Raw genomic sequence first — 22,288 nt, 5'->3', positions numbered from 1 at the left:
TGTGCCAGACAAGCGCCACTTAGAGGGCTTTCCCCATTTTACGGCGGTCTTTGCCGGACATAGAATAGCGCTGCCGGTACTTTAGTTCCTGTGCGCCATATTCAAGACCGACACCATGCCTGTCGGAGCTTATGGACAAATCCGCTCAAGGCTGGCCAAAGTAGGTTTCCGTCTCGCGAAATTGGCATGTTGCAAGGGCGCTCCGGTACTCGATGCCCACTTCGCCAGCGGCGTATTCTTCGTTTCGGAGTGTTCGACCGTCGATGCTTGATGCCACGATGCTCATCGTTATTGCGCTGGCTTACGTCGGCGGCTTGTTCGTGATCGCCTGGATCGGTGACCGCGTCCTGCTGCGTTCTCCGCCCGGCAGCGGCGGGCGACCACTTATTTATTCGCTTTCGATCGCTGTCTACTGCACGTCGTGGACGTACTTCGGCAGCGTTGGTCTGTCGGCGCGGACCGGCTACGATTTCATACCGGTGTATCTCGGTCCCATCCTGATGTTCACCCTCGGCCTGCCTGTGCTTATGCGCATCGTCCGGGTCGCTAAAGGTCAGAACATCACGTCGGTCGCCGACTTCATTGCCGCGCGATACGGCAAGAGCCAGACCGTCGCCGCGCTTGTCACGGTCGTTGCCGTGGTCGGTTCACTCCCCTACATCGCGCTACAACTTAAAGCGATCGCCGTAACGATGGAAACGCTGATCGGCAACCACGCGCTGCTGCCGGTAGATCTGCCGCGGTCTATCTTCAACGACACGGCGTTCCTGATCACGGTGGCGCTGTCCGCATTCGCCATTTTGTTCGGGACCCGCCATGGTGATGCGACGGAACACCAGCAAGGTTTGATCCTCGCGATTGCGACCGAATCCCTCGTGAAACTGGCGGCGTTCTTGGCGGTCGGTCTCTTTGTCACGTTTGCGATGGCCGGTGGACCTCAAGCTCTGCTAGCTCAGGCTGCCGCGCATGAAGAAATAGCAAAGATCTTCGGGCAGTCATTTCATGGCGGCACGTGGTTGACGGTCGGTTTGCTAAGCGCGGTATGTATCGTGCTCCTGCCGCGCCAATTCCATGTCGCGATCGTCGAGAACAACTCCGAGTCCGAATTGCGCCGCGCGGCTTGGATGTTCCCGCTCTATCTTGTGCTCATCAATATTTTCGTAGTGCCACTGGCAGCGGCCGGATTGTTGTTTGTCGGATCCCAGGGCAACGACCCTGACTTTTATGTGCTGACGCTGCCAGTGAGCGCCGGCGCGGAATGGATGTCGCTGGTAGCATTTATCGGCGGGCTATCGGCGGCAACTGCGATGGTCATCGTCGAATCTATTGCGCTCGCGATCATGTTGTCGAACGGCGTCATCATTCCGCTGCTTGTGAGGTATCACGTTGCGGATATCGTTGCGCATGGAGACATGGCGCGGCTGTTGCTGACGATCCGCCGCGTCGCGATCGTTGGCGTCCTTTTTCTCGCCTACCTCGTCTTTAGCGCCCTCGGAGAATCTCAGGGGCTGGCCGCCATCGGTCTGGTGTCATTTGCCGCCATTGCCCAACTTGCGCCCGCTTTCTTCGGAGGTCTTTTCTGGGGCAAAGGGACCAGTAGCGGTGCTCTCGCCGGCATCTCTATCGGCTTTCTCGTCTGGGGCTATACCTTATTATTGCCTTGGGTCGCGAAGGCTGGACTGATCTCGCACGGCATCGTTGAGAATGGCCCGTTCGGGTTTAAGTTCCTGCGTCCGCAGGCACTGTTTTTTCTGGAGTTCGAACCGCTCACACACGGCGTTTTGTGGAGCATCGGCGCGAATATCATCGCTTACGTTATGGTATCGTTGGTGCGCGCGCCCACACCGATCGAACGTATCCAGGCCCAGCAATTCCTAAGCGACGAGCAATTTCGTTCGACGCTGCATTCTTCACCGTCGCTGCGTATGTGGCGCTCCCCCATCACGATCGATGATCTCCAGTCCACGGTCGCCCGCTATCTGGGAGAGGAACGTACCGTACGTTCGTTTAGCGACTATGCATCCGCAAACGGCGTGATGCTAATCCCGTCGGCCAAGGCTGATATTCAGATTATGCGTTTTGCCGAACGGCTTCTTGCGAGTTCCATCGGGGCGGCGTCATCCCGTCTTGTGCTCGCGCTTCTCCTGGCGCGCGCGAATGCGACTGGGCCGAACGCGTTGCGTCTTCTTGATGATGCCTCCGAGGCGCTTCACTACAACCGTGACCTGCTGCAATCCGCGATTGACCAGGTTCGCCAAGGGCTGAGCGTCTTCGATAAGGATATGCGTCTGATCTGCTGGAACAGACAATTCCGCGAGATGTTGGATCTCCCCGCGGATCTTGCCCAGGTCGGCATCCCCCTCGATCGTATTCTGGAAGTCCTGGCAGAGCGCGGAGACTTCGGCCAAGGCAATGTCAAGGATCTGGTGAGCCAGCGTCTCATTCGGCTGGCGGTGACCCGGGAAACCTTCCAGGAGCAGGTTGATGGCGGGCGCCGCATCGTCGAGATCCGCACGAGTACGATGCCGCAGGGCGGTATCGTGACGACATACTCCGACGTGACGGATCGGATCGCCGCAGCCTCTGCGTTGGCGCGCGCAAACGAAAACCTGGAACGGCGCGTGCGCGAACGGACAGCCGAGCTTCTGGACGTCAACGCAGCTCTAGCGGTGGCCAAGACCAAGGCTGACGAGGCCAATCTCGACAAGACGCGCTTCCTGGCGGCAGCAAGCCACGACATCATGCAGCCTCTGAACGCGGCACGCCTCTATGTCCAGAGTTTGTCCGAAAGCTCTATCGATCCTCAGTCAATGAAACTTGTGAGGAACGTTGATGCATCCCTGAATGCTGTCGAGGAAATCTTCTCCACCCTTATCGAGATCTCGCGAATGGACGCGCGTCGCGTTGATGTCGACATTACGGATTTCCCGCTCTCCGATATCTTCGAGCAGCTTAAGCTTGAGTTCGAACCTGTCGCGCGCGAGCGAGGGCTGGCGTTTACGGTTTTACCGACCAACGTTTGGGTCCGCTCCGACCGGCGCCTGCTGCGGCGCGTCCTGCAGAATCTCGTTTCAAACGCCGTGAAATATACGCGCACGGGTAAGGTCGTTTTGGGGCTGCGCCGGCGTGGTGAAGTTGTGAGTTTGCAGGTTCTCGATACCGGTCCGGGCATTCCGGAAGATAAACGCCGCCTGATCTTCCACGAGTTCCAGCGCATCGAGGGCGCGGGCAGCCGCGAGCATGGTCTCGGGTTGGGCCTGTCCATCGTCGAACGCATCTGCTTGATGCTCGGTCATCCGTTAGAGCTGAATTCCGAAGCGGGCAAAGGGTCAATGTTCTCCGTGGTCGTTCCGCTGGCGGTGCCGGTGAAAGAGACGAGAACGACTGTCGTTCCAGCCCGCAAACTGGGATCGCCTAAAGGAAGTTACGTCCTGTGCATCGACAATGAGCCGGCGGTCCTCGCAGGAATGGAAGCGCTGCTGGGAGGTTGGGGGTGCAAGGTGACCACGGCGACCAGCATCCCGACATCTGTTCAGGCCGCGTCGTCCATGCCGGCCTTGCCGGACGTGATCCTTGCCGACTACCATCTGGATCTTGGCACGGGCTTGGCTGCGATCGCGGCCGTGCGGGACAAGATGAAGGTGGATATTCCAGCCGTCATAATCACTGCCGATCACTCGGCAGAGGTCGAACGCCATGTCCGCGAGGCGGGGCACGCGATTCTGCGCAAGCCGTTGAAAGCAGCGGCACTGCGCGCACTGATGACTCGCCTGCTCATGCAGACGCCAACAGCGGCGCAGTAAGAGAGCCGAGAGCGAAAGGCGAACTATCGGGTCGCCGGCTGGCGCCAACCGTCGTCGATCTTGTTGATCGCGATCACTGCTTGAGTGCGGCTGTCCACGCCAAGTTTCTGTAGGATTGCCGAGACGTGTGCCTTGATGGTGGCTTCGGACACCGAAAGCTTATAAGCGATCTGCTTGTTCAGCAGTCCCTCGCCAAGCATCATCAACACGCGCACCTGCTGCGGCGTTAGTGTGGAAAGCCGCGCCGAAAGCTCTGAGGTATCGTCGTCCGCCCCGACGGAAAGATCTGTGCCAGAGGGCATGTAGATTTCACCGCCCAAAACTTGGCCGATGGCCTTGCGAATAGCTTCAGCCGAATGTGATTTCGGAATGAAACCCGAGGCACCGAACTCGATACAGCGCCGTATGGTCGTGGGTTCTTCGCTGGCCGAACAGACAACGACCGGTATCTCTGGGAATTGAGCCCTCAGGAACAAAAGGCCGGACAACCCCTGAACTCCAGGCATGGAAAGGTCCAGCAAAATCAGGTCGATCGCCCGATTGGGCATCAGGCGCATATTAAGTTCGTCGAGGGATCCCGCTTCGTCGATTGTACAGTTAAAGGCTGCGCTCAGCGACTCGCGCAGCGCACCCCGAAACAGCGGATGATCGTCAACGATTATGAAGCTATAGGCTGACATGCGGATTTCAAATACTACCTGCAGCGATTTTGAGCAAACACCAATCGTCGGCGGGTCAGCTATTTGGTCTAGCCGCCAGCCTTGGCCTTTGATCAAACTGAAGTTTCCATTCTGGTCTTAGATCTGACACATGCCGCTAATTAAGCAAGCACGGGTTAAATCAGGCAACGATCTTGTGGGGACTGCCGCACGATAGACGGGCCCCGGGCGTCCATTGCCTCGATTTTCCTGTAGACTGGTTAATGACTGAAAGACGGGAGAGGGGTGAACAGCCATGATGGAACGTAAGGAACGCAAGCCGTACTGGCGCCATACCAAATGGCAGATGCTGGCTAGCCTGGTTCCGTTCCTGTTCGTGATCATCGTGCTTCCACTTTACGCCGAGGGGCTCAATCACAACAAATTCCTTGGTTTCCCACTGGGATATTTCCTGACAGCCCATGGGCTCGTTGTCATTGCTTTGGTGACTGTTGCCAGCTTCGTTAATCGACAAGACGCCATTGACCACTGGCACGGCGCTCATGAGGACAGCTGACGTGCAGCCTTATTCAGCCGTCGCGGCGGTGATGCAGCAACTTTATAGTTTCGCACGGGGTTGCCCATGAGCTTCACACCGCGTGCACGCCTCATAAACCCCCGCCTCGGGACGTACTTCGCCATCTTCGCGAGCGCTTTTGCCGCTCTGGTTCTGATGCTGCTGATGCTCGAGCAGCTTGGCGCCGACGATGGATTGACGCGAGCTGCGCTGCTCTTCGGTATGCTGACAATGGTTGTCGGCATCGGTTTGCTCAGCTTTACGCGCGATCCCTTGGAATATTTCGCTTCAGGACGCCGTGTGCCGGCCGTGTACTGTGGAATTGGTCTGGCGATCTCTACGTTCGGGGCAACGGGTATAGCCTGCTTGACCGGTGTGCTTTTCATCATCGGGTACGATGGCCTCTGGATAATCAACGGGGCGATCGCGGGATTTGTGGTTACCGCCGTGCTGTTGGCGCCGTTTCTCCGTAAGTTCGGTACCTTCACGATTCCCACATACCTCGGTCGACGCTTCGACAGCCGCATGTTGCGCATTGTGTCGGCGGCCCTGTTGGCCGTTCCGACGCTCCTGATGTTTGCTGCCGAACTGAGTATGGGATCGCGGGCCGTCGCGTGGCTTTCGGGGGGAGGCCAAACTCTCGCGATGCTTGTAATGGTACTCGCCGTTTTTATCGGGCTCGTGCTGGGAGGTATGCGTTCGCTCACCTGGAGCAATGTCGCGACTGCCATTGTGGCCGGCGCAGCGCTGTTCGTACCTGTGGCCATTATCGCCGTGTTGCTTGGCTACCTGCCTTTACCCCAGTTGAGTCACGGGCCGGTGATCCGAGGGGTGGGGCGCGTAGAGGCCATCCAGGGGCTGCCAATTGTCGCTCAGTCGTTCTTGACCCTGAACCTTCCGCCCGATGCGATGCAGCCGATTGCAAAACGATTTTCGGAGCCGTTCGGAGCCATATCTCCGCTGGCGTTCGTGCTGGCAACCCTGACCACGATGGCGGGCGTCGCGGCGGCGCCGTGGCTGTTGCCGCGCATGGCAACAGCGCCGGGTGTCTACGAAGCGCGGAAATCTCTCGGCTGGGCGACATTCTTCTTCGGCGCCATCATGCTGACGTGCGCGACCATTGCCGTATTCATGCGGCACTACCTCCTTGATGTCACCGGGGCGTCGCTAGCGAGCCCGCCCGAATGGTTGCGGACGTTGAGTGCGGAAGGCTTTGCCGAAATCAGCACGCGCGGCACTCAACTGGCCATGACAAGCGTCAACTTCGATCGAGACAGCATTCTTCTCGCCCTCCCGATGGCCGCCGGCTTGCCCATGGTATTCGCCTATCTTGCTGCAGCGGGCATCGTAGCTGCGGCATTCGCCGCCGCAACAGCAACAGCGCTAACGCTGGCAAACTTGCTGTCGGAGGATATCGTCAGCGGCCTCAGCTGGAAGCCGCCCGGCGATGCCTTTCGGCTTGGGGCGGGCCGCATCATGTTGGCTTTGGTCATGACGTTTGGCGGGGTGGTCGCGGTTGTTGCGAATAGCGACGCTCTAAAGCTTTTGATGTGGGCACTCGCACTAACGGGAGCCAGCGCATTTCCGGTTCTGATCGCGTCGATCTGGTGGAAGCGCATCAATGAGTTCGGCGCCTTTGCCGGACTCGTCACAGGTTTCGCCGTCGGCGTGTTGATTATTTTGGCGGGCGAAGCGGGTCTGATTTCTGTGTCCAGTGCCCTGGCTGCGGTCTTCGCACTGCCCTCTAGCGTTCTCGCCATGGTCGTCGTCTCGCTTACGACCACGCCACCGTCTCGTCACGTGATGGAGCTTGTATTGGACCTGCGTGTTCCGGGCGGAGAGCTACTTTATGATCGCGAGATGCGGATCATGAAGCAGAAAGAACGCAAGCGTCACTGAACACCCGCGTCCGAGAAAAACGTTCCGAGATAATGTAAAGCAATCTCGCGGCTATGAGGCCGCGATCGATGCTCAATGACGTAAAGTCCTTGCCACGTGCCAAGGACCATGCTGCCGCCCACCACGGGAATGCCGAGTGACGTCGACGTCAACATCGATTTGATGTGGGCGGGCATGTCATCAGGCCCTTCGGTATCATGGACGTAGTGGGGCCCCTGCGGTGCTAGTTGATCGAGCGATCGAAGCAGATCCACTTGCACGTTGGGATCTGCGTTTTCCTGGATCGTCAACGAGGCTGAGGTGTGCCGTATGAAGGCCGTCAATAAGCCGTTCTCAGCCCCGATCTCCGTGAGCCAGTTCGCGAGGTGCCGGGTCACATCCTGAAACCCCGCACCATTCGTTTCGACAACGATATGGCCGTGGGCCTGCGACAGCGGGTGGCGAACGGTGTCCTGGGTTGCCAACATCGTGACTGCTCTAAAGCTGTTCTTACAACGGGGTGCCGCCAGGCTTCGCGCCTGGGAGCGAGTTAGGTGTCGGCGCCGGCGTGGAATCTGGAGACGGGGTTGGGTCGGGTGTAGAGTTGGGGGGCCTATGGTCTGGTTGGGTTTTGTCGCCGAAGTGTTCGAACCGTTCCCGAAACTTTTTGATCATGCCCTCTAGATAATCGACGGCCTGATCGACTTCCTCTTCGCTGGGGAGCTGAAATTCCGGCTTCGGTGCGCCGCTGAGCCCGCGTTTCCCGTCGATGAATTCATCCTCCAGGCGCCGCAATTCTGCGCGAAGCTCAGCGTTTTCCGATTTCAATTTATCGATGTCGCTTTGGGGGTCTTTGCCGCTGTTCTCCATGGGCTTGCAGGACCAGCCTGCATCTCCTTTTGAACAGAGCGACATGGCACCCGTAACCGTGTCCAGGCGCACAAAACCGTCGTCTGTCGGCGCCATAGTGTAACGAGTGGAATCCGATTGGGCGAAAACCGCTGGTGCGGTAAGCGCGACGAGGGATATGGCCCCTGCCCGAAGAATAGCTCTGTGCACGGCCAACCTCCTTTGTGAGAGCAACAATAAAACGGCGGCTAAGAGCTTTCACGCACGGCCTTCGCCGGTCCGCCGTGTGGGCCGTCATGCCCACCTTTAGGTGCGATAGCACGGGCTGCGTTCGTACTTATGGCAATTCGCGCAGATGCCCGCTCGTTCCGCCCGGAGAGTACGGAAACGGCTGCGATTTTATGGTGCGCCAGAGCAATGTCCAAGTTTAATCCGATATTTAACCGAACATTTACTGGGGGATGAGAATTTTAGTCTGAACGGTTCCCAACTTGTGCCGATTTTTGGACCGGCTCGCGCTCGCCCCTTGCAGATTATCGAAGGATGGCTGCACCCATCGGCCATTCGCCGCAGTAGTCGGGCGCGCGAGCGCTTCTTGATTAGCCAAGTGAATGGATGTGAGATGTCGAACCGCGAACAGCGAATCCCGTCGCCTGTGAACCAGCAGGGTGGCCGGTCGTCTACGCACCCAGCAGGTTTGACCGAAGAGCTGACGGCGGTCCTCAAGCTCATCGCAACGCAAAACGCCAAGGCGCGCGACGCAGAAGGCCGAATTCCGCCGTCAGACAAAGACGAGCGCGGCTCCGAAGGCGCGGCGCACGCACCCGCTGCCTGGGATCATTCGTCGGCGATCGACCGGATACAGGACGAAATTGGCGCACTAAGCGAGCGGTTTGCGGGCGCAGGGCCCGATACCGCTGGCTTTGACGAACCGCTTGCGCAAGACAACCGACAGGTGGCCCCAAAAGTTGCCGAACCTTCGGCGGATGACGAGCCGTGGGACCTAGCCACGGCTGAAGCGCTGACGCGCGTCTACGAAGTCGCGGCACTCGCCGGGGCACCGGCTACGCACGGTGACGCCATAACCAATCATCCCGCAGCGGTAAGCGATACGACGAGCGAAACCAACCGCGCAAAGCGAGATTGGTTGGAAGAACGCTTTGCAGGCATCGCTGCAAAATTGGAAAGCTCGCTGGCGGACGAGCATGAGAATAAGACCGTTGAACATCTCGACAGCCGGCTCGAGCATCTCGAAATTCGAATCTGCAAAGCCCTCGAAGGCCTAGTGACCCGATCTGATATCGAGCACCTACGTCCAGCTAGTGCACAATTCGAAACGGTTGCGGATCACTTGGACCGCACGACCGTCCAACTTTCGCGGCTCGACACAATCGAAGGCAATCTCAAAGCCATATTGGATCGTCTCGCCAATGAACGCTTCGACAACGAAGGCGCGGTAGCGAGCGAGCCCGTTGATATCCAGGCCGTTGCTGATGCGACGGCGAACAACATTGTCGCGCGCCTGTCCGACATGGGGCTCGGTCATGTCAACAGCAAAGAGCTTGCGGAAATCCGTCAGTCTATTGATTTGCTGATCGAAGAGCGCCGCCGTCACGACGAAGAGGCGGTCACGATTCTCGATACGTTGCAACAGGCGATGATTGGCGTGATTGATCGCGTTGATGCGCTCGCTCAATTGCAGAACACAATTGCTGAATTCGAAGATCCTCTGCCCGCCTATCCCGATAAGCTTATGGACGGCGACGAAGACGCACAGTACGGCGAAGCGGCAGGCATGGTGGATCCATACGCCGCTATGCCCGAACGGGAGAGCGACCTATCGCATTCGGCCAACTCGCTGCATGCAGCTTCGTCCTTCACCGACGTGCCAATGCAGCAGGCATCCTCAGCGTCCCAGGAACGTCTGCCGTCCCAGTCGGGTCCCCACACGTTTGAAGACGCGGACGACACCAGGTTCAGTGATGCAGCTCCTTCTGACGTGAGTCCTGTCGATCGTATTCGTCAGGAACTGATCGCGGACGCAAAGCGCGCCCGGCAGCAGGCGAGCGAACAGGCATCGAAGTCGACGATGGCGGGCATTGTCGATAAGATTCAGAAAACGGCCAACGCTCGCATCAAGCGCGGTGATGGCGATAAGCATGAAGCGAATGCCAAACTCGCGGCTCCCAAGGCGGTAAAGCGCAGCAAGAAGCCCGCCTCGGCTGCCGCTAGCGGAGCGTTGTTCGGTCGGCGGCGCAAGCTTCTGGTCGGCGCCGTTATCATTCTATTTGCCACGGCCGGTGCGCTGATGATGTTGCGCGCGACGAAAACCGATGCCCCTAAGGCTCCAGCTGTGAGCATTGAGCAGAATACGGGGTCTGCGCTTTTTTCAGCTCCAGAAGCATCAGCTCTGAACGAGAGCGATTTGGAAACCGATCGCGCTCAGCATGAACTGGAAAGTCCCGCTTCAGTGCCGGGTCAAACGGGCGAACTCGAAACGGCACCGCTTGAATATGATGGTCTCGCGGCTGATCCGGCCCGCCCTGTCGCGTCCAGCCTGCACGGAATAAAAATCCAGAATTCGGCCCGCGCTTTGACGCCAGACCAGATGGCGCAGCTCGATGAAAAGCGAGCCATGGCGCAACTCTCAACCAAACTTGGCGAAGCTGCCGCCCACGCCGTTCCGGCCGCGCTCTTTCCCGGTTCGGGAACGAGCACCGCCGCCGTGGCACCGATTACGAAAGCCCAAACGGCAAATGCATCCGGCGGAATGGTCAAGCGCACGCCTCTGAACCTGCCTCCGGCAACCGTTGGGCCGATGTCTCTCCGGATGGCCGCAGCCAATGGCGATGCGTCAGCCGAATTCGAGGTCGGAGCTCGTTTGGCCGAGGGTAACGGGACCGATCAGAATTTCGAAGAAGCAGCCCGCTGGTATCAGCGCTCCGCTGCGCAAGGTTTCGCGCAGGCGCAATATCGTTTGGGCACGTTCTATGAGCGCGGCCTCGGCATGAAGAAAGATCTGGCGCGTGCCCAAATCTGGTATCAGCGCGCCGCCGAGACCGGCAACATCAAGGCGATGCACAACCTAGCGGTTTTGAGCACCGGAGGGGACACAGGAACGCCGGATTACAAAACGGCAGCCAAATGGTTTTCTGAAGCGGCCGAACGTGGTCTCTCTGATAGTCAGTACAATCTCGCTGTTTTGCATGAGAATGGCTTAGGGACGGAAAAGGATTTGCGTCTCGCCTATCTTTATTTCTCGCTAGCCGAAAAATCTGGTGATGGAGAAGCGAAACGCCGTCTTGAGATACTCCGCCCACAACTTTCGCCAGATCAATTGGAAGTGGCTGAAGGGATGGTGAAATCGTGGCGCCGCAAGCCGACGGATCGTCTCGCCAATGATGCACGTGCGGCCGGTGAAGATTGGAAATCACGTGCTGATGTAGGCTACGGGGGTTAACCTGGAAAATTCAGGTTAGCCGATTTTCGTCGCTGATTTTTGCTGCGCTCATCGCTTCAATTTTAATGCGAGAAATTCGAAAAGATGTGCTCAAAAAATTTGCCTGTTCCGATTGGTCGCACGTCTTCCTACCGTTTAGTCGGGGAATGCGTCTAGCCAACGCGGTTGCGATGTCTTATTCAGACGGCCCAGCATAATTAGCTCAACAAAAATAACGAACTCGATCGGCGGGAATGGATCTCTATCTGCCTATTGCCGAGTTATCGGTAAACGTATTCGTATTTCTCGCCATGGGGGCCGCAGTTGGGTTCCTGTCGGGGATGTTTGGGGTTGGCGGCGGGTTCCTAATTACACCGCTCTTGATATTTTCCGGGATACCGTCAGCCGTTGCGGTTGGCACAGGAGCTGCTCAGACAGTCGCCTCATCCGTATCCGGTGCGATCGCTCAATATCGCCGTAATAACGTAGACGTGAAGATGGGCTTCCTCCTCCTTATGGGAGGTATCGTCGGTGCAATCATCGGTGTGCAGGTCGTGAAGCTGCTACGCCAGATTGGCCAGTTCGACCTGTTCATTTCGCTGGCTTACGTGTTCTTCCTCGGAAGTATTGGCACCTTGATGATGATCGAGAGCCTGAATGCTGTCCGTCGCTCATTTAGTGCGAACCAGGCCACAACGGCCATTAGGCGAAGCCACCACAATTGGATTCACGGGCTGCCGCTGAAGATGCGCTTTCATCGCTCGCGGCTTTACATCAGCGCCATACCGCCCGTAATGATCGGCGCCTTCGTGGGGCTGCTGGGTGCTATTATGGGCGTCGGTGGCGGGTTTATCATGGTGCCCGCGATGATCTACCTGCTGCGTATGCGCACCGGGCTTGTCATTGGCACTTCGTTGTTTCAAATTTTATTCGTTACAGCGGCCACAACCGTTCTTCAAACGACGCAGAACTATAACGTAGATATCGTCCTTGCCTTAATTTTGATGGTTGGAGGCGTGATAGGAGCTCAGTTTGGCGCAGTGGCTGGTGAGAAGCTCAAAGGCGAGCAGCTCCGCTTTCTGCTCGCGGGACTTGTCATACTTGTCTGTCTGCGCATGGGCTGGGATCTTGTCGTGATGCCGACCGAATTATTTTCCATTAGCGGCATCACGGGAGGGAGTCACTGATGGGGTTGAGGGAGCTGAACGAGAGCGTACGCGTTTGGTGGACGGAAGTCCGTGCAAGCGAGGTCGGCCGCATTTTTACAGTACGTAATATCGCGCTGGCCGTCGCCGCGGTTTTGATCGTTCTCGCCATTGCGTTCAGCTGGCCCAAGAGCGAAAAAGCTCCCCAACCTAAATCTCCAAGTGAGAGTGCGGCGAAGGCACCTGCCAAACCGCAGCCTGCACCCGAAACGCAACCTAAAGCCAAATCCGAGCCCGGTACCATCACGACGACGCCACCGCTGGCAACTGCGCCAGCCCGTCGTGGAACTTCGGTGGGGCGTGAAACGGTTGAGGCTGACGTCTCGACTCGGTCGGTATCGATTACCTCGAACTTCTCCGGCACGGAAATCGTGGTGTTCGGCGCAGTTGACGACTCGCATCAAGAGACGGCCGAGGCAGGCATCTACGATGTGGTCGTGGTGGTCGAAGGCACCCAGGTTCCACTCGTTGCACGTCGCAAATCCAACGTCGCCGGTATCTGGATCAACACTGAGTCCGTGAAGTTTGAGAGAGTGCCGAGCTACTACGCAATTGCGTCGACACGGCCGATCGAAGAGATCGCCGATGAGCGGGTTTTGCGAACCCAGCAGATCGGCTTCACGCACGTGCCGATGATGCCGGATCCGACCACAAAATCGCAGCTCAAGGAGAAAGAGCTTGAGCAATTCCGGGATGCGGTCATTCGCCTGAAGAAAGACGACGGCCTGTTTATCAAGAAGCCCTATGGCGTGGCTTTTATCGGAAAAGCGCTCTTCCGGACGAGTATCGATCTTCCGGCAAACGTGCCGGTCGGACCGTTGACCACGAAGGTTTATCTGTTCCGCGATGGGAGCCTTCTGGCCGATTACGAGGCGCATGTAACGCTGCAACGTGAGGGCATGGAAGCGTTCCTGCACTCGTTCGCCTTTGACCGTCCTTTTCTATACGGCTTGTTTGCGGTTTTCCTCGCGGTGACGGCCGGCTTAGCGGCTTCCGCATTCTTCCGGAGGCGTGGAGGTGCACACTAGGGGCAATCGGCGGGTGCACCGCGATCAATCTTCGCGAAGCATGGCCACCGGAACAGGATAAACCCCATCCTGACCCAGCATCCAAACGCTAAAGCCTGCCTCTTCGGTCCACAGCGGTAGAAACGCCGGATCGAGGACGTTGAGACCACCCGTATACGCGCCGAAAGCTGGAAGGACGAGCCGCGATCGGTCGCCGACAAAGCAGGGGCGGCGGATCGAGCATCCATGCTGTACAATTCTCGCGGCAGGATGCAGATGTCCGGCGATTTCGTAAAAATCACGCTCTGGAGAGGGGGCGTGACGGAGCACCAGTCCGCCGATTTCCACAATATCGGTGACCCGCCCGCCCAGGCTGATATCGACGACCGGGTCGTGGTTTCCACACACCCATATCCAGTCGCACACGGCCTGCAATTCGCGCAGCATTGCGAGATCGTCAGGGGCCAAACGTTGATGTGCCGAACGGTCATGTAAGCTATCGCCGAGGGCGATGAGCGTGCGCGCGTCGTTGTAGCGCTTAAGGAGAGCTGCTAGACGTTGAAGGGTGTCGCGAGTGTCGTAGGGCGGCAGAAATTGGCCATGCCGGGCGTAGGACGACCCTTTCTCAAAATGAAGGTCGGCGACAATAAGTATTTGGCGAGCAGGCCAGTAGAGTGCCCCGGAAAGGTCTGCGATCAAGGTCTCACTGCCGATCACGATCGGTTGCCTCCCGAACGCATCCGCGCTTGCATTCCGTGCCGCCACCCCAGGCATGCTCCCCCTCCAAAACTAAGTTCGTCCGCGCGATACTGTTAGGCTGCCAAGCAATGCCGCCTGAATTCAAGCGATATTGAGGATCGCGAGGTCGGGCTAGTCGCGGGCCGGTCCTTCTGTCGCCTCGCGGATCAAGGCTTCCGCAGCATCGCGCAGTATATCCTCCCGTCCAGCTTGTCCGGCAGGCTCCCGGCCGATTTCCAAAAGAATTGGTACGGACAGCGGCGACACGCCCCCCAGCGAGCGATGGACGATATGTCCGCGTACCCGTTGCAGGAAAGCCCCGAGACGCGCAATGTCGAGAAGGCCCGAGGCGGCATCTGCCCATGCCGCTTCCAGAAGAACGTGGCCAGGCTCAAACTTGCGCAAAACATCATAAATCAGATCGGTCGACATCGTAACTTGTCGTCCTGATTTTCTATGTCCGGGATGGCGTCGTTCTATAAGTCCGGCAATCACGGCGCACATGCGGAAGGTGCGCTTCATGAGACTGGATTCTGCGAGCCACGCCTCCAGATCATCTCCGAGCATGTCTTGTTCAAACAGCTGGTCCAGGCTGAGCTTGCCGGCCTCAATCATTTGGGAAAGCTCGCCAAGTCCCCATACGGCTAACCCGTAGTCGTTCGCCACAAAGCCAAGGGGACGCGCACCGGCACGCTCGAGCCGCCGTGTGAGCAACATGCCGAGCGTCTGATGGGCCAGTCGTCCCTCGAAGGGGTAGGCAACGAGATAATGGCGGCTTCCGCGCGGAAAGGTCTCGACCAGCACTTCATCGGGGCTGGGGATCAAGGAGTGAAGATCCTGGAGGCCCAGCCATTCCGCTACAGGAAGCGGTAAGTCAGCCCACGCGCGTCTATCATGAAGCATCGCACGCACGCGCTTCGCAAGGTGTGTCGAAAGTGGAAATTTACCGCCAGGGTAGCTGGGTATCATGGCATCTGTTGCGGTGGCGCGTGATACGAAGGCTTCCGTGTCGCGCAGTCCCTCAAAGCGCACGATCTCGCCAGCGAACACGAAGGTTTGGCCAGGGCTCAACTGGTCGATGAAGTCTTCATCCACCTCGCCGAGGACGCGCCCGCCCATGAGGGGGCGCTCTCCGCCGGGCCGACCGGTTTTGCCAGCCCGGGGCGTACGTCCGCGCCCAACGAGGCGAACTGTAATCAGTGGGCTTTCAACGATGGTGCCGACGTTGAGGCGGTAGGCTTGCGCGACACGGCCGTTGGCGATGCGCCAGCGGCCGTCCCCCGTTGGGCGCAACTTTGCAAAACGCTCGTAGGCTGCCAGAGCGTAGCCACCCGTGGAGACGAAGCTGAGGAGGCGATCGAAGGTCTCCCGTTTGAGCGCGCTGTAAGGAGATGCCGACCGCACTTCGCGATAGAGGTCATCGGGGGCAAAGGGCGCCTGGCAGGCCATCCCCAGAACGTGCTGCGCCAGAACATCAAGCCCTCCCGTTCGCGCCAGAACCACGTCCTGTTCGCCAGCACGGGCGGCGTCGAGCGCGGCGCGGCATTCAAGAACCTCGAACCGGTTCGAGGGAACCAGAAGCGCATGCGAAGGTTCATCGAGCCTGTGGTTCGCGCGTCCGATCCGCTGCGCTAGCCGACTTGCTCCTTTGGGGGCGCCGACGTTGATAACGAGATCAATATCGCCCCAGTCGATGCCGAGATCGAGCGTGGAGGTCGCGACAACCGCATCGAGACGTCCTGCCGCCATCGCAGCTTCCACCTTGCGCCGTTGCCCGACGTCCAGCGAACCATGGTGGAGCGCGATGCGCAGGTTGCCTTCGTTGATCCGCCAGAGTTCCTGGAAAACGAGTTCGGCCTGCATGCGCGTGTTGACGAACACGAGTGTCAGCCGGTGCTGTGCAATCGCGTCGTAGACAGCCGTCATTGCATAGCGCGTGGTGTGGCCCGACCAGGGGACCGGGGTTTCGAGTTCCAGAATTTCAATCTGCGGTTCAGCGCCTCCTGCCGCGACGACGAGATCTGCAAGCTCTAGACGCGCGTCGGGTTTATGCTGGCCCGTTAGATAAGCTCTAAGTTCACTGGGCCTGGCTACCGTCGCTGAGAGCCCCAGGGCAACAAGATCCGGAGCGAGCGAACGCAGGCGCGCGAGATCAAGGCTGAGCAAATCCCCGCGTTTGGAACCACAGAGTGCGTGCAACTCATCCAGTATGACGGTTTTCAGATCTGCAAAGAGAAAGCCAGCATCCGGGTGCGCGAGCAAAAGAGCCACTTGCTCAGGTGTCGTCAAAAGAATGCTGGGTGGTCGGCTGCGCTGCCGTGCGCGGCGGCTGGCTGGGGTATCTCCTGTGCGGGTTTCAGCAACAATGTCGAGCCCCATTTCCGCAATGGGAGTCCCGAGATTTCGCGCGATATCGACGGCGAGCGCTTTGAGCGGTGAGATGTAAAGGGTATGCAACCCTGAACCCTTCACGTCTTCCGGTGTCCGCTGGGAAAGTTCGACGAGGCTGGGCAGAAAGCCCGCCAGGGTTTTGCCTGCGCCGGTTGGGGCAATCAGGAGCGTCGAAGTACGGGCGCGCGCCTTTTTGAGTAGAGCGAGCTGATGGGGCCGGGGCGTCCATCCGCGTGTCTTAAACCACGTTTGAAAAACTTGAGGTAGTGAGACGTCGCGGCGTGTTCGTCCGCGGCGGGCCGGGGGCTTCGAAGAACGCTTGAGAACTCGGCTGGGTTTCCGCTTGTCGTTCATTGATCACTATAAGGCGGTGGACCAGAACCAAGCAGTCGCTTAACCAGGACAAGTATGCTAGAGGCGGCCCGGTAGCTGAAGCCGATGCTGCGTTGAGCCTGTTCGTCTGATAAGGCACCCGTTTTATCGAGAAGTGAGACCAAGATCATGGACCGTAATACGCTTTTCGGGGGCAACCCGATCAGTGTCATCATCCGGCTCGTTGTACTGTCGATCGTGGTAGGCATTGTCCTATCGGCCATGGGCATTACCCCACAGAACTTTCTCGCGCGCCTCGACGCATTGATCCGCCACATTTATGACCTCGGGTTCGGCGCCATCGACTGGATCCTGGGCTACTTGCTCCTCGGTGCGCTTGTCGTTGTGCCGATCTGGCTGATTGCGCGTGTGTTCGGCCTCCTGGGTACGCGCTCGTCAGATGACCGCAACCCCTAAGGCGGCGCAAGCGTCGATCAACGTAACGCATACCAGCGTATTAGCGATTGCGCTGCCGATTATCGCGTCCAACGTCTCGACCCCGCTCATAGGTCTCGTCGATACGGCCGTCGTCGGTCAGCTTCCTGCGCCCCATTACATCGGTGCTGTCGCACTCAGTTCAACGATATTTACTTTTCTGTACTGGGCGTTCGGTTTCCTGCGGATGGGCACGACGGGGCTGACGGCTCAGGCTGATGGTGCTGGCGATTCCGTCGAGGTAGGCGCAGCCTTAGGCCGCGCGCTGCTAATCGCTGCGGTCGCGGGCAGCGCGCTGATCCTGCTTCAGGCGCCGCTTTCCTGGTTCGCGTTCCTGATGGTGGAGGGGTCCAAGGCCGTAGAGGGCGAAGCCCACAATTATTTCGCCATCCGCATCTGGAGCGCGCCGGCTGCCCTGGCAAACTATGCGCTACTTGGTTGGTTTATCGGCCTTGGTCGCGCCCGTATCGCTTTGTTGCTTCAGGTGCTCTTGAACGGGCTCAACGCCATCCTCGACGCGTGGTTCGTACTCGGGCTTGGCTGGAATGTAGCTGGCGTTGCGCTGGGCACGGTCATCGCCGAAATCGCAGCGGCTGTCGTCGGATTGGTCATCGCGACGCGGGTATTGGCACGTATTGGCGGATTTCCGGATTTCACCGCTGTGTTGGCTCCAGAACACTTGCGTCGTGCGATTGCGGTCAACACCGACATCATGATCCGCACGCTTTGCTTGCTGACGGCGTTCACCTGGTTTGTCTTTCAGTCCGCAGCGTCTGGTGACGTAGTCCTCGCCGCGAACGCCGTACTCATGCAGTTCGTGAGCTTTATGGCCTACTTTCTGGATGGCTTCGCTTTTGCCGCGGAATCGTTGGTCGGTCGTGCGATCGGAGCGCGCAATCGCTCTCAGTTCGACGCTGCTGTCAGGCTGTCGAGCCTATGGGCGGGACTGATCAGTCTGGCTCTTGGCACGGCTCTGATGCTTTTGGGCGGAACGCTCATTGATCTCTTGACGATCAGTCCCGACGTACGTGCGGCGGCGCGGGTTTACCTGCACTGGGCAGCGCTCGTTCCGGTCGTCGGTGTCGTCTGTTTTCAGCTTGACGGCATCTTTATCGGAGCCACGCGTTCTGTCGATATGCGCAACATGGCTTTAATCAGCCTCGTCGTGTTCATGGCGGCTTGGGCGATATTGCATCCAGCCTTCGGCAACGACGGGCTATGGCTGGCGCTTATCATTTTGAACGTCACGCGCGCGATTACGCTAGCAGCGCGTTACCGGTCCCTCGTCGACGATGCGTTTCCCGTCGAACGTGCGGCGCGTCAAGCGATCCCAAGCTAAGCGTCGAGTGGTCGGTTAGCCCACGTTTCCGCCTCTATTCCAACAAGCCCTTGGATCGAACTGACCTGCGCTGCCTCGCACGCCCGCGCCAACCGCTGCGTGATGCTTTTGATCAGTCCTGGGCCGTTGAATATCAATCCGGTGTAGAGCTGAATGAGCGTGGCGCCGGCACGTATCTTGGTGAGAGCCCGTTCTCCGCTGTCGATTCCGCCGATTCCTATAAGCGGAATTTTGCCTTCAGTCGCAACGTAGACACGCCCGAGCATAGCCGTCGACCGGTCGAAAAGAGGTCGCCCCGAAAGCCCCCCGCCCTGGCGCGCGATCGCACCGGAAATGCCAGGTCTTGCGAGCGTGGTGTTGGAGACGGCGATGCCATCCACATGGTGTCGGACAAGCTGATCGCAAATTCCGGCGATATCTTCTTCTGCGATGTCTGGCGCGATTTTTACAATCACCGGTCGTCGCGGCTTTCCTTGAGCGATGAGCTTGGCCCGCATGTCCATGACGCGCCCGACAAGGTCGTCGAGAGCCGCCGGGGCCTGCAATTCGCGTAAGCCCGGCGTGTTGGGGGACGAGATGTTGACCGTGAAATAGTTCGCCACATCATAGAATTTTTCAATTCCTGCGACGTAATCTTCGGCGCGGTCCTTCGTGTCCTTGTTGGCACCGATGTTTACGCCAACGATGCCGCCATCCCGCCGTTGCTGCAGACGCTTCAATGCCGCGTCGTGACCGCCATTGTTGAAACCCAGGCGATTGATAACGGCACCTTCTCTCGGCAGCCTGAACAATCGCGGTGTCGGATTTCCTGACTGTGGTTTTGGAGTTACCGTGCCCACCTCCGCAAAACCGCAGCCCATAGCCAACACGGCGTCAACGACGCGGGCATCCTTGTCGAATCCGGCGGCGATCCCCAACGGGTTGGGAAATTTCATTCCCCAAACTGTTTGTTCCAGTTTTGGATGCACATGGGCGACATGACGGGGGTAGCACCCCATCTCCAACGCCCGAAGCGTCGTTTCATGAGCGACCTCAGGCGGTAGTGCCAGCAAAAGCGACTGGCCGGCACCGAACAGAGTTTCCATCATGATACAACGACCTCCGGCAAAACAGGGATGCCGTCGGCATCGAGCGGCAATGCATTCTGCTCCCGCGCAAGAACCGTCGGCAGAGAGCCGTAAAAATGCGGGAACAATTCTCCGCCCCGTGACGTTTCCCATCGCAATCTCGTGCCGAGATCGCTGGCCTGGAAACGCACAAGTATCAAATTACGCTGATCCTTAAAGTGCTTGCGGGCTGTACCCGACAATTGGTGGGCTGCGGAAAGATGAATGAACCCATCGCGCTTATCGTCCGCGGATCCCAGATAGACACCGGCGCGGCATGCCGCTGCCCAGTCATCCTCTCGGACAATCTTGTAAACCGGGTCGGTCTGCTGATGATCGTGCGACTGCATGTCTCTGCCTCTTGTTCTCGCCGGCGTCACAATTCCGATGTGTCCAATCCGCAATCCTTCGTGGATATTCAAACTCGCACATCGCGGACGTCAGGACAAAAGATTTGGGGGCCATCAAAGGGGGCACTATGCTACATTACGGAACGGTCCGTGAACCTCGCCGATCTAAGGGATCCGGCTTACGGAGAAATTGCCTCGGACGGGGACGACCTAATCGCCAGGAGGCTTTCGTTCGATGTTGATATGGCAGAATACTCCACCTGCGTCGCTACGCCGTTAGGGAATTGTCTACCTTGACATTGTGATTTGGTGTTTTGTCGCGTGCCCCTTTTAGGGTGCTGTCGGCCCGCGTTACTTGTATGGCGTGACGGTAAAAGGAAAAATTGATGAGTTCGACGCCGAGTGGTCCGGCGGATGCTTTAAGCGACCCGTTCCCCCATCCACGATCCGCATCGAGCGACCCTCCCGTGCGCGTTGAGCTGCTGGCCGTAAGCGAGTTGCTGTCGGGCCGCTACACATTTCGCCTGCCTTGGTTTCAGCGCGCTTATGCATGGCAGACGCAGCATATCAGCCGTCTGCTAGCCAACGTCGTCGCTGCAATGCGTGGAGGGGCTAGCCACTACATGCTCGGCAAAGTGATGTTGGCGACCAGCGGAACGGGCACCGACACCGCGTTGGTTGACGGTCAGCAACGGCTCTTGTCTCTGACGATCTTGTTTGCAGTACTCCGCGATCTTGAAGCCGATGCTAACGAGCAAGAATGGCTGCAGGCTCTGATCGCCGATCCGATATCTGATGCGGATATGACGCGTCCGGCGTACCGGCTTGCGCCGCAGGCTGCGTTGTCTGAGTTTCTGGAAGCTCATGTCCAATGTCCTGGCTCAACCTCCGTTGAGCCCGAAGAAGACCGCATGAGCCTCTCCGAAACCGAACAGAACGTTGTCGAAAACCGAGACCATCTGAGGTCGGAATTGACTTCAGGCGATGTGTCGGATGCTGAGCGGCGGGACTTGGCAAGATTTCTAGCCAGCAAGTGCTATGTCGTTGTCTCCACGACCGATGGCGAAGAACAAGCCTGGGAAATGCTCCGCGTCGAGGAAGAGACGCGTCTCGCATTTAATGAAACCGCATACGCTAAAGCATCGTTGCTTGGCGTCATGCCGGCCGATCAGCGGACGCGCTCCAGCGTTCTTTGGGATGAATGCGAACATATTCTTGGATCGGCTGACACACACGCGCTCCTGGGTCACGTTCGTACGCTCCATATGCGCAAACGCTCAAGTGCGCCCCTGGAGACCGACATCTGCCGGAACTTTGCGCTGAATCGTGCAGGCGCGGCGTTTATGGAAGATGTGTTCCTGCCGCACGCACGTAGCCTTGCTGCGATAAGGCTGCCGAATGCGGCCGCGCAGGCCCTGGCGCCAAAAATCGTTGCCGCGATTACGAAGATGTCGTGGGTCAATGATCAGGTGTGGGTGCCGGCGGCGTTACATTGGATGTCGACACGGGGCGTTGATGATCCGGCGGCAGAACTATTCTTCCGGCGTCTTGAGCGTCTCGTCTGGGTTATGCGTCTGGCAGGCGTCGATCCTGATCGGCAGGAAAATCGAATAATCCGCCTCCTCAGGCAGATAGATACCGTCGCCGATGTGACCGCGATGCGCGAATTGGATATTGAAGGGAGGTTACGGAACCCGGCGCTCAAGGCTCTGCGTAGCGTGAGCTTCCGCGCTAAGAAATTTTCTCCCGTCGTGCTGCGTCGTCTCAGCGTCGAACTAGGTGACGACATTGTTGAGCTGTCTAACGATGAGACGCTGACGATAGAGCACATCCTGCCACTCAGTCCGCCACCGGATCGGCTGTGGCATCAGGATTTTCGCTCGCGGGCATTCGTGAAGGCTTACACGAACAGGCTTGGAAACCTCACTCTGCTGACATTCGATGAAAATCAGCAGGCGGGCTCGTCGGATTGGGACGTGAAGCGGACGGTTCTGGCAAACTCTCGCGTCGCGTTGTCCCGCCAGGCGGCTGAGCAAGCGCAATGGCGGATTGCCGAGATTGATGCGCGCACAGAGCGCCTGATAGCGACACTGTTCACAGCTTGGGAACTCCCATTTTGACCTGTTATGCTTGACACATCGCATGCATCGCCGCACCCATG

Annotated in this window: 16 protein-coding genes; 9 read left to right on the top strand and 7 right to left on the bottom strand. The window is 58.4% G+C overall.

Annotated elements, in window-relative coordinates:
• The first annotated feature begins 263 nt into the window (after positions 1-263).
• Complete coding sequence (locus BLS30_RS02235) at positions 264-3,803, top strand: hybrid sensor histidine kinase/response regulator (protein WP_090226306.1); 3,540 nt, start codon at positions 264-266, stop codon at positions 3,801-3,803.
• 23 nt (positions 3,804-3,826) lie between these two features.
• Here BLS30_RS02235 and BLS30_RS02230 read toward each other — a convergent pair whose 3' ends face one another.
• Positions 3,827-4,483 (bottom strand): response regulator, encoded by a 657-nt coding sequence (locus BLS30_RS02230; RefSeq protein ID WP_046480147.1) that lies wholly within the window; start codon positions 4,481-4,483, stop codon positions 3,827-3,829.
• A gap of 274 nt (positions 4,484-4,757) precedes the next feature.
• Between BLS30_RS02230 and BLS30_RS02225 the strand changes: the two genes are divergently transcribed.
• Together BLS30_RS02225 and BLS30_RS02220 are read left to right on the top strand one after the other, a co-directional pair.
• Complete coding sequence (locus BLS30_RS02225) at positions 4,758-5,018, top strand: DUF4212 domain-containing protein (protein ID WP_046477934.1); 261 nt, start codon at positions 4,758-4,760, stop codon at positions 5,016-5,018.
• Positions 5,019-5,084: 66 nt separating this feature from the next.
• Positions 5,085-6,917: a solute symporter family protein gene (locus BLS30_RS02220; RefSeq protein ID WP_090226303.1), complete on the top strand. Its 1,833-nt coding sequence runs from the start codon at positions 5,085-5,087 to the stop codon at positions 6,915-6,917.
• Here BLS30_RS02220 and BLS30_RS02215 read toward each other — a convergent pair.
• Positions 6,911-7,384 (bottom strand): secondary thiamine-phosphate synthase enzyme YjbQ, encoded by a 474-nt coding sequence (locus BLS30_RS02215; RefSeq protein WP_090226301.1) that lies wholly within the window; start codon positions 7,382-7,384, stop codon positions 6,911-6,913. The two genes, BLS30_RS02220 and BLS30_RS02215, sit on opposite strands and share 7 nt — an antisense overlap.
• Before the next feature lie 22 nt (positions 7,385-7,406).
• Complete coding sequence (locus BLS30_RS02210) at positions 7,407-7,955, bottom strand: hypothetical protein (RefSeq protein ID WP_139165279.1); 549 nt, start codon at positions 7,953-7,955, stop codon at positions 7,407-7,409.
• Positions 7,956-8,367: 412 nt separating this feature from the next.
• Between BLS30_RS02210 and BLS30_RS02205 the strand changes: the two genes are divergently transcribed.
• The 3 genes from BLS30_RS02205 to BLS30_RS02195 all read left to right on the top strand — a co-directional run bounded on the left by BLS30_RS02205 (position 8,368) and on the right by BLS30_RS02195 (position 13,417).
• Positions 8,368-11,205: an SEL1-like repeat protein gene (locus tag BLS30_RS02205; protein ID WP_170832392.1), complete on the top strand. Its 2,838-nt coding sequence runs from the start codon at positions 8,368-8,370 to the stop codon at positions 11,203-11,205.
• A gap of 233 nt (positions 11,206-11,438) precedes the next feature.
• On the top strand, positions 11,439-12,371 hold the full coding sequence (locus BLS30_RS02200) for a sulfite exporter TauE/SafE family protein (RefSeq protein ID WP_090226295.1): 933 nt from the start codon (positions 11,439-11,441) through the stop codon (positions 12,369-12,371).
• Entirely contained in the window at positions 12,371-13,417 is a 1,047-nt protein-coding gene (locus BLS30_RS02195; RefSeq protein ID WP_082101074.1) for a TIGR02186 family protein, read from the top strand. The genes BLS30_RS02200 and BLS30_RS02195 overlap by 1 nt, the downstream gene beginning before the upstream one ends.
• A gap of 24 nt (positions 13,418-13,441) precedes the next feature.
• Here BLS30_RS02195 and pdeM read toward each other — a convergent pair whose 3' ends face one another.
• Positions 13,442-14,170: a ligase-associated DNA damage response endonuclease PdeM gene (gene pdeM / locus BLS30_RS02190; RefSeq protein WP_090226292.1), complete on the bottom strand. Its 729-nt coding sequence runs from the start codon at positions 14,168-14,170 to the stop codon at positions 13,442-13,444.
• A gap of 96 nt (positions 14,171-14,266) precedes the next feature.
• A complete protein-coding gene (locus BLS30_RS02185; protein WP_090226289.1) occupies positions 14,267-16,879 on the bottom strand; it encodes a ligase-associated DNA damage response DEXH box helicase in 2,613 nt (870 codons plus the stop codon).
• A 147-nt stretch (positions 16,880-17,026) separates the two neighbouring features.
• Here BLS30_RS02185 and BLS30_RS02180 point away from each other — a divergent pair, with 147 nt between their 5' ends.
• A complete protein-coding gene (locus BLS30_RS02180; RefSeq protein ID WP_046477942.1) occupies positions 17,027-17,314 on the top strand; it encodes a DUF6460 domain-containing protein in 288 nt (95 codons plus the stop codon).
• Positions 17,298-18,671, top strand: a complete 1,374-nt coding sequence (locus BLS30_RS02175) for an MATE family efflux transporter (protein WP_046477943.1) — start codon at positions 17,298-17,300, stop codon at positions 18,669-18,671. Before BLS30_RS02180 ends, BLS30_RS02175 begins: the two co-directional genes overlap by 17 nt.
• Here the strand turns inward: BLS30_RS02175 and BLS30_RS02170 are convergent.
• Together BLS30_RS02170 and BLS30_RS02165 are read right to left on the bottom strand one after the other, a co-directional pair.
• Positions 18,668-19,759: a quinone-dependent dihydroorotate dehydrogenase gene (locus BLS30_RS02170; RefSeq protein ID WP_090226287.1), complete on the bottom strand. Its 1,092-nt coding sequence runs from the start codon at positions 19,757-19,759 to the stop codon at positions 18,668-18,670. The two genes, BLS30_RS02175 and BLS30_RS02170, sit on opposite strands and share 4 nt — an antisense overlap.
• The gene (locus tag BLS30_RS02165) at positions 19,756-20,127 is read right to left on the bottom strand and encodes a DUF952 domain-containing protein (RefSeq protein WP_046477944.1); all 372 of its coding nucleotides are present in this window, start codon (positions 20,125-20,127) and stop codon (positions 19,756-19,758) included. The genes BLS30_RS02170 and BLS30_RS02165 overlap by 4 nt, the downstream gene beginning before the upstream one ends.
• A 386-nt stretch (positions 20,128-20,513) precedes the next feature.
• Here BLS30_RS02165 and BLS30_RS02160 point away from each other — a divergent pair, with 386 nt between their 5' ends.
• On the top strand, positions 20,514-22,247 hold the full coding sequence (locus tag BLS30_RS02160) for a DUF262 domain-containing protein (RefSeq protein ID WP_090226284.1): 1,734 nt from the start codon (positions 20,514-20,516) through the stop codon (positions 22,245-22,247).
• Positions 22,248-22,288 lie beyond the last annotated feature (41 nt).

Source organism: Filomicrobium insigne, from assembly GCF_900104305.1.
GTDB lineage: Bacteria > Pseudomonadota > Alphaproteobacteria > Rhizobiales > Hyphomicrobiaceae > Filomicrobium > Filomicrobium insigne.
Note: the sequence above shows the minus strand (reverse complement) of the source record. Positions and strands in the feature narration are given on the sequence as shown.

Excerpts from the sequence above, each read along its gene's own strand:
- BLS30_RS02235 (WP_090226306.1), top strand. The coding sequence starts at position 264 with ATGCTTGATGCCACGATGCTCATCGTTATTGCGCTGGCTTACGTCGGC.
- BLS30_RS02230 (WP_046480147.1), bottom strand. The coding sequence starts at position 4,483 with ATGTCAGCCTATAGCTTCATAATCGTTGACGATCATCCGCTGTTTCGG.
- BLS30_RS02225 (WP_046477934.1), top strand. The coding sequence starts at position 4,758 with ATGATGGAACGTAAGGAACGCAAGCCGTACTGGCGCCATACCAAATGG.
- BLS30_RS02220 (WP_090226303.1), top strand. The coding sequence starts at position 5,085 with ATGAGCTTCACACCGCGTGCACGCCTCATAAACCCCCGCCTCGGGACG.
- BLS30_RS02215 (WP_090226301.1), bottom strand. The coding sequence starts at position 7,384 with ATGTTGGCAACCCAGGACACCGTTCGCCACCCGCTGTCGCAGGCCCAC.
- BLS30_RS02205 (WP_170832392.1), top strand. The coding sequence starts at position 8,368 with ATGTCGAACCGCGAACAGCGAATCCCGTCGCCTGTGAACCAGCAGGGT.
- BLS30_RS02200 (WP_090226295.1), top strand. The coding sequence starts at position 11,439 with ATGGATCTCTATCTGCCTATTGCCGAGTTATCGGTAAACGTATTCGTA.
- BLS30_RS02195 (WP_082101074.1), top strand. The coding sequence starts at position 12,371 with ATGGGGTTGAGGGAGCTGAACGAGAGCGTACGCGTTTGGTGGACGGAA.
- pdeM (WP_090226292.1), bottom strand. The coding sequence starts at position 14,170 with ATGCCTGGGGTGGCGGCACGGAATGCAAGCGCGGATGCGTTCGGGAGG.
- BLS30_RS02185 (WP_090226289.1), bottom strand. The coding sequence starts at position 16,879 with ATGAACGACAAGCGGAAACCCAGCCGAGTTCTCAAGCGTTCTTCGAAG.
- BLS30_RS02180 (WP_046477942.1), top strand. The coding sequence starts at position 17,027 with ATGGACCGTAATACGCTTTTCGGGGGCAACCCGATCAGTGTCATCATC.
- BLS30_RS02175 (WP_046477943.1), top strand. The coding sequence starts at position 17,298 with ATGACCGCAACCCCTAAGGCGGCGCAAGCGTCGATCAACGTAACGCAT.
- BLS30_RS02170 (WP_090226287.1), bottom strand. The coding sequence starts at position 19,759 with ATGATGGAAACTCTGTTCGGTGCCGGCCAGTCGCTTTTGCTGGCACTA.
- BLS30_RS02165 (WP_046477944.1), bottom strand. The coding sequence starts at position 20,127 with ATGCAGTCGCACGATCATCAGCAGACCGACCCGGTTTACAAGATTGTC.
- BLS30_RS02160 (WP_090226284.1), top strand. The coding sequence starts at position 20,514 with ATGAGTTCGACGCCGAGTGGTCCGGCGGATGCTTTAAGCGACCCGTTC.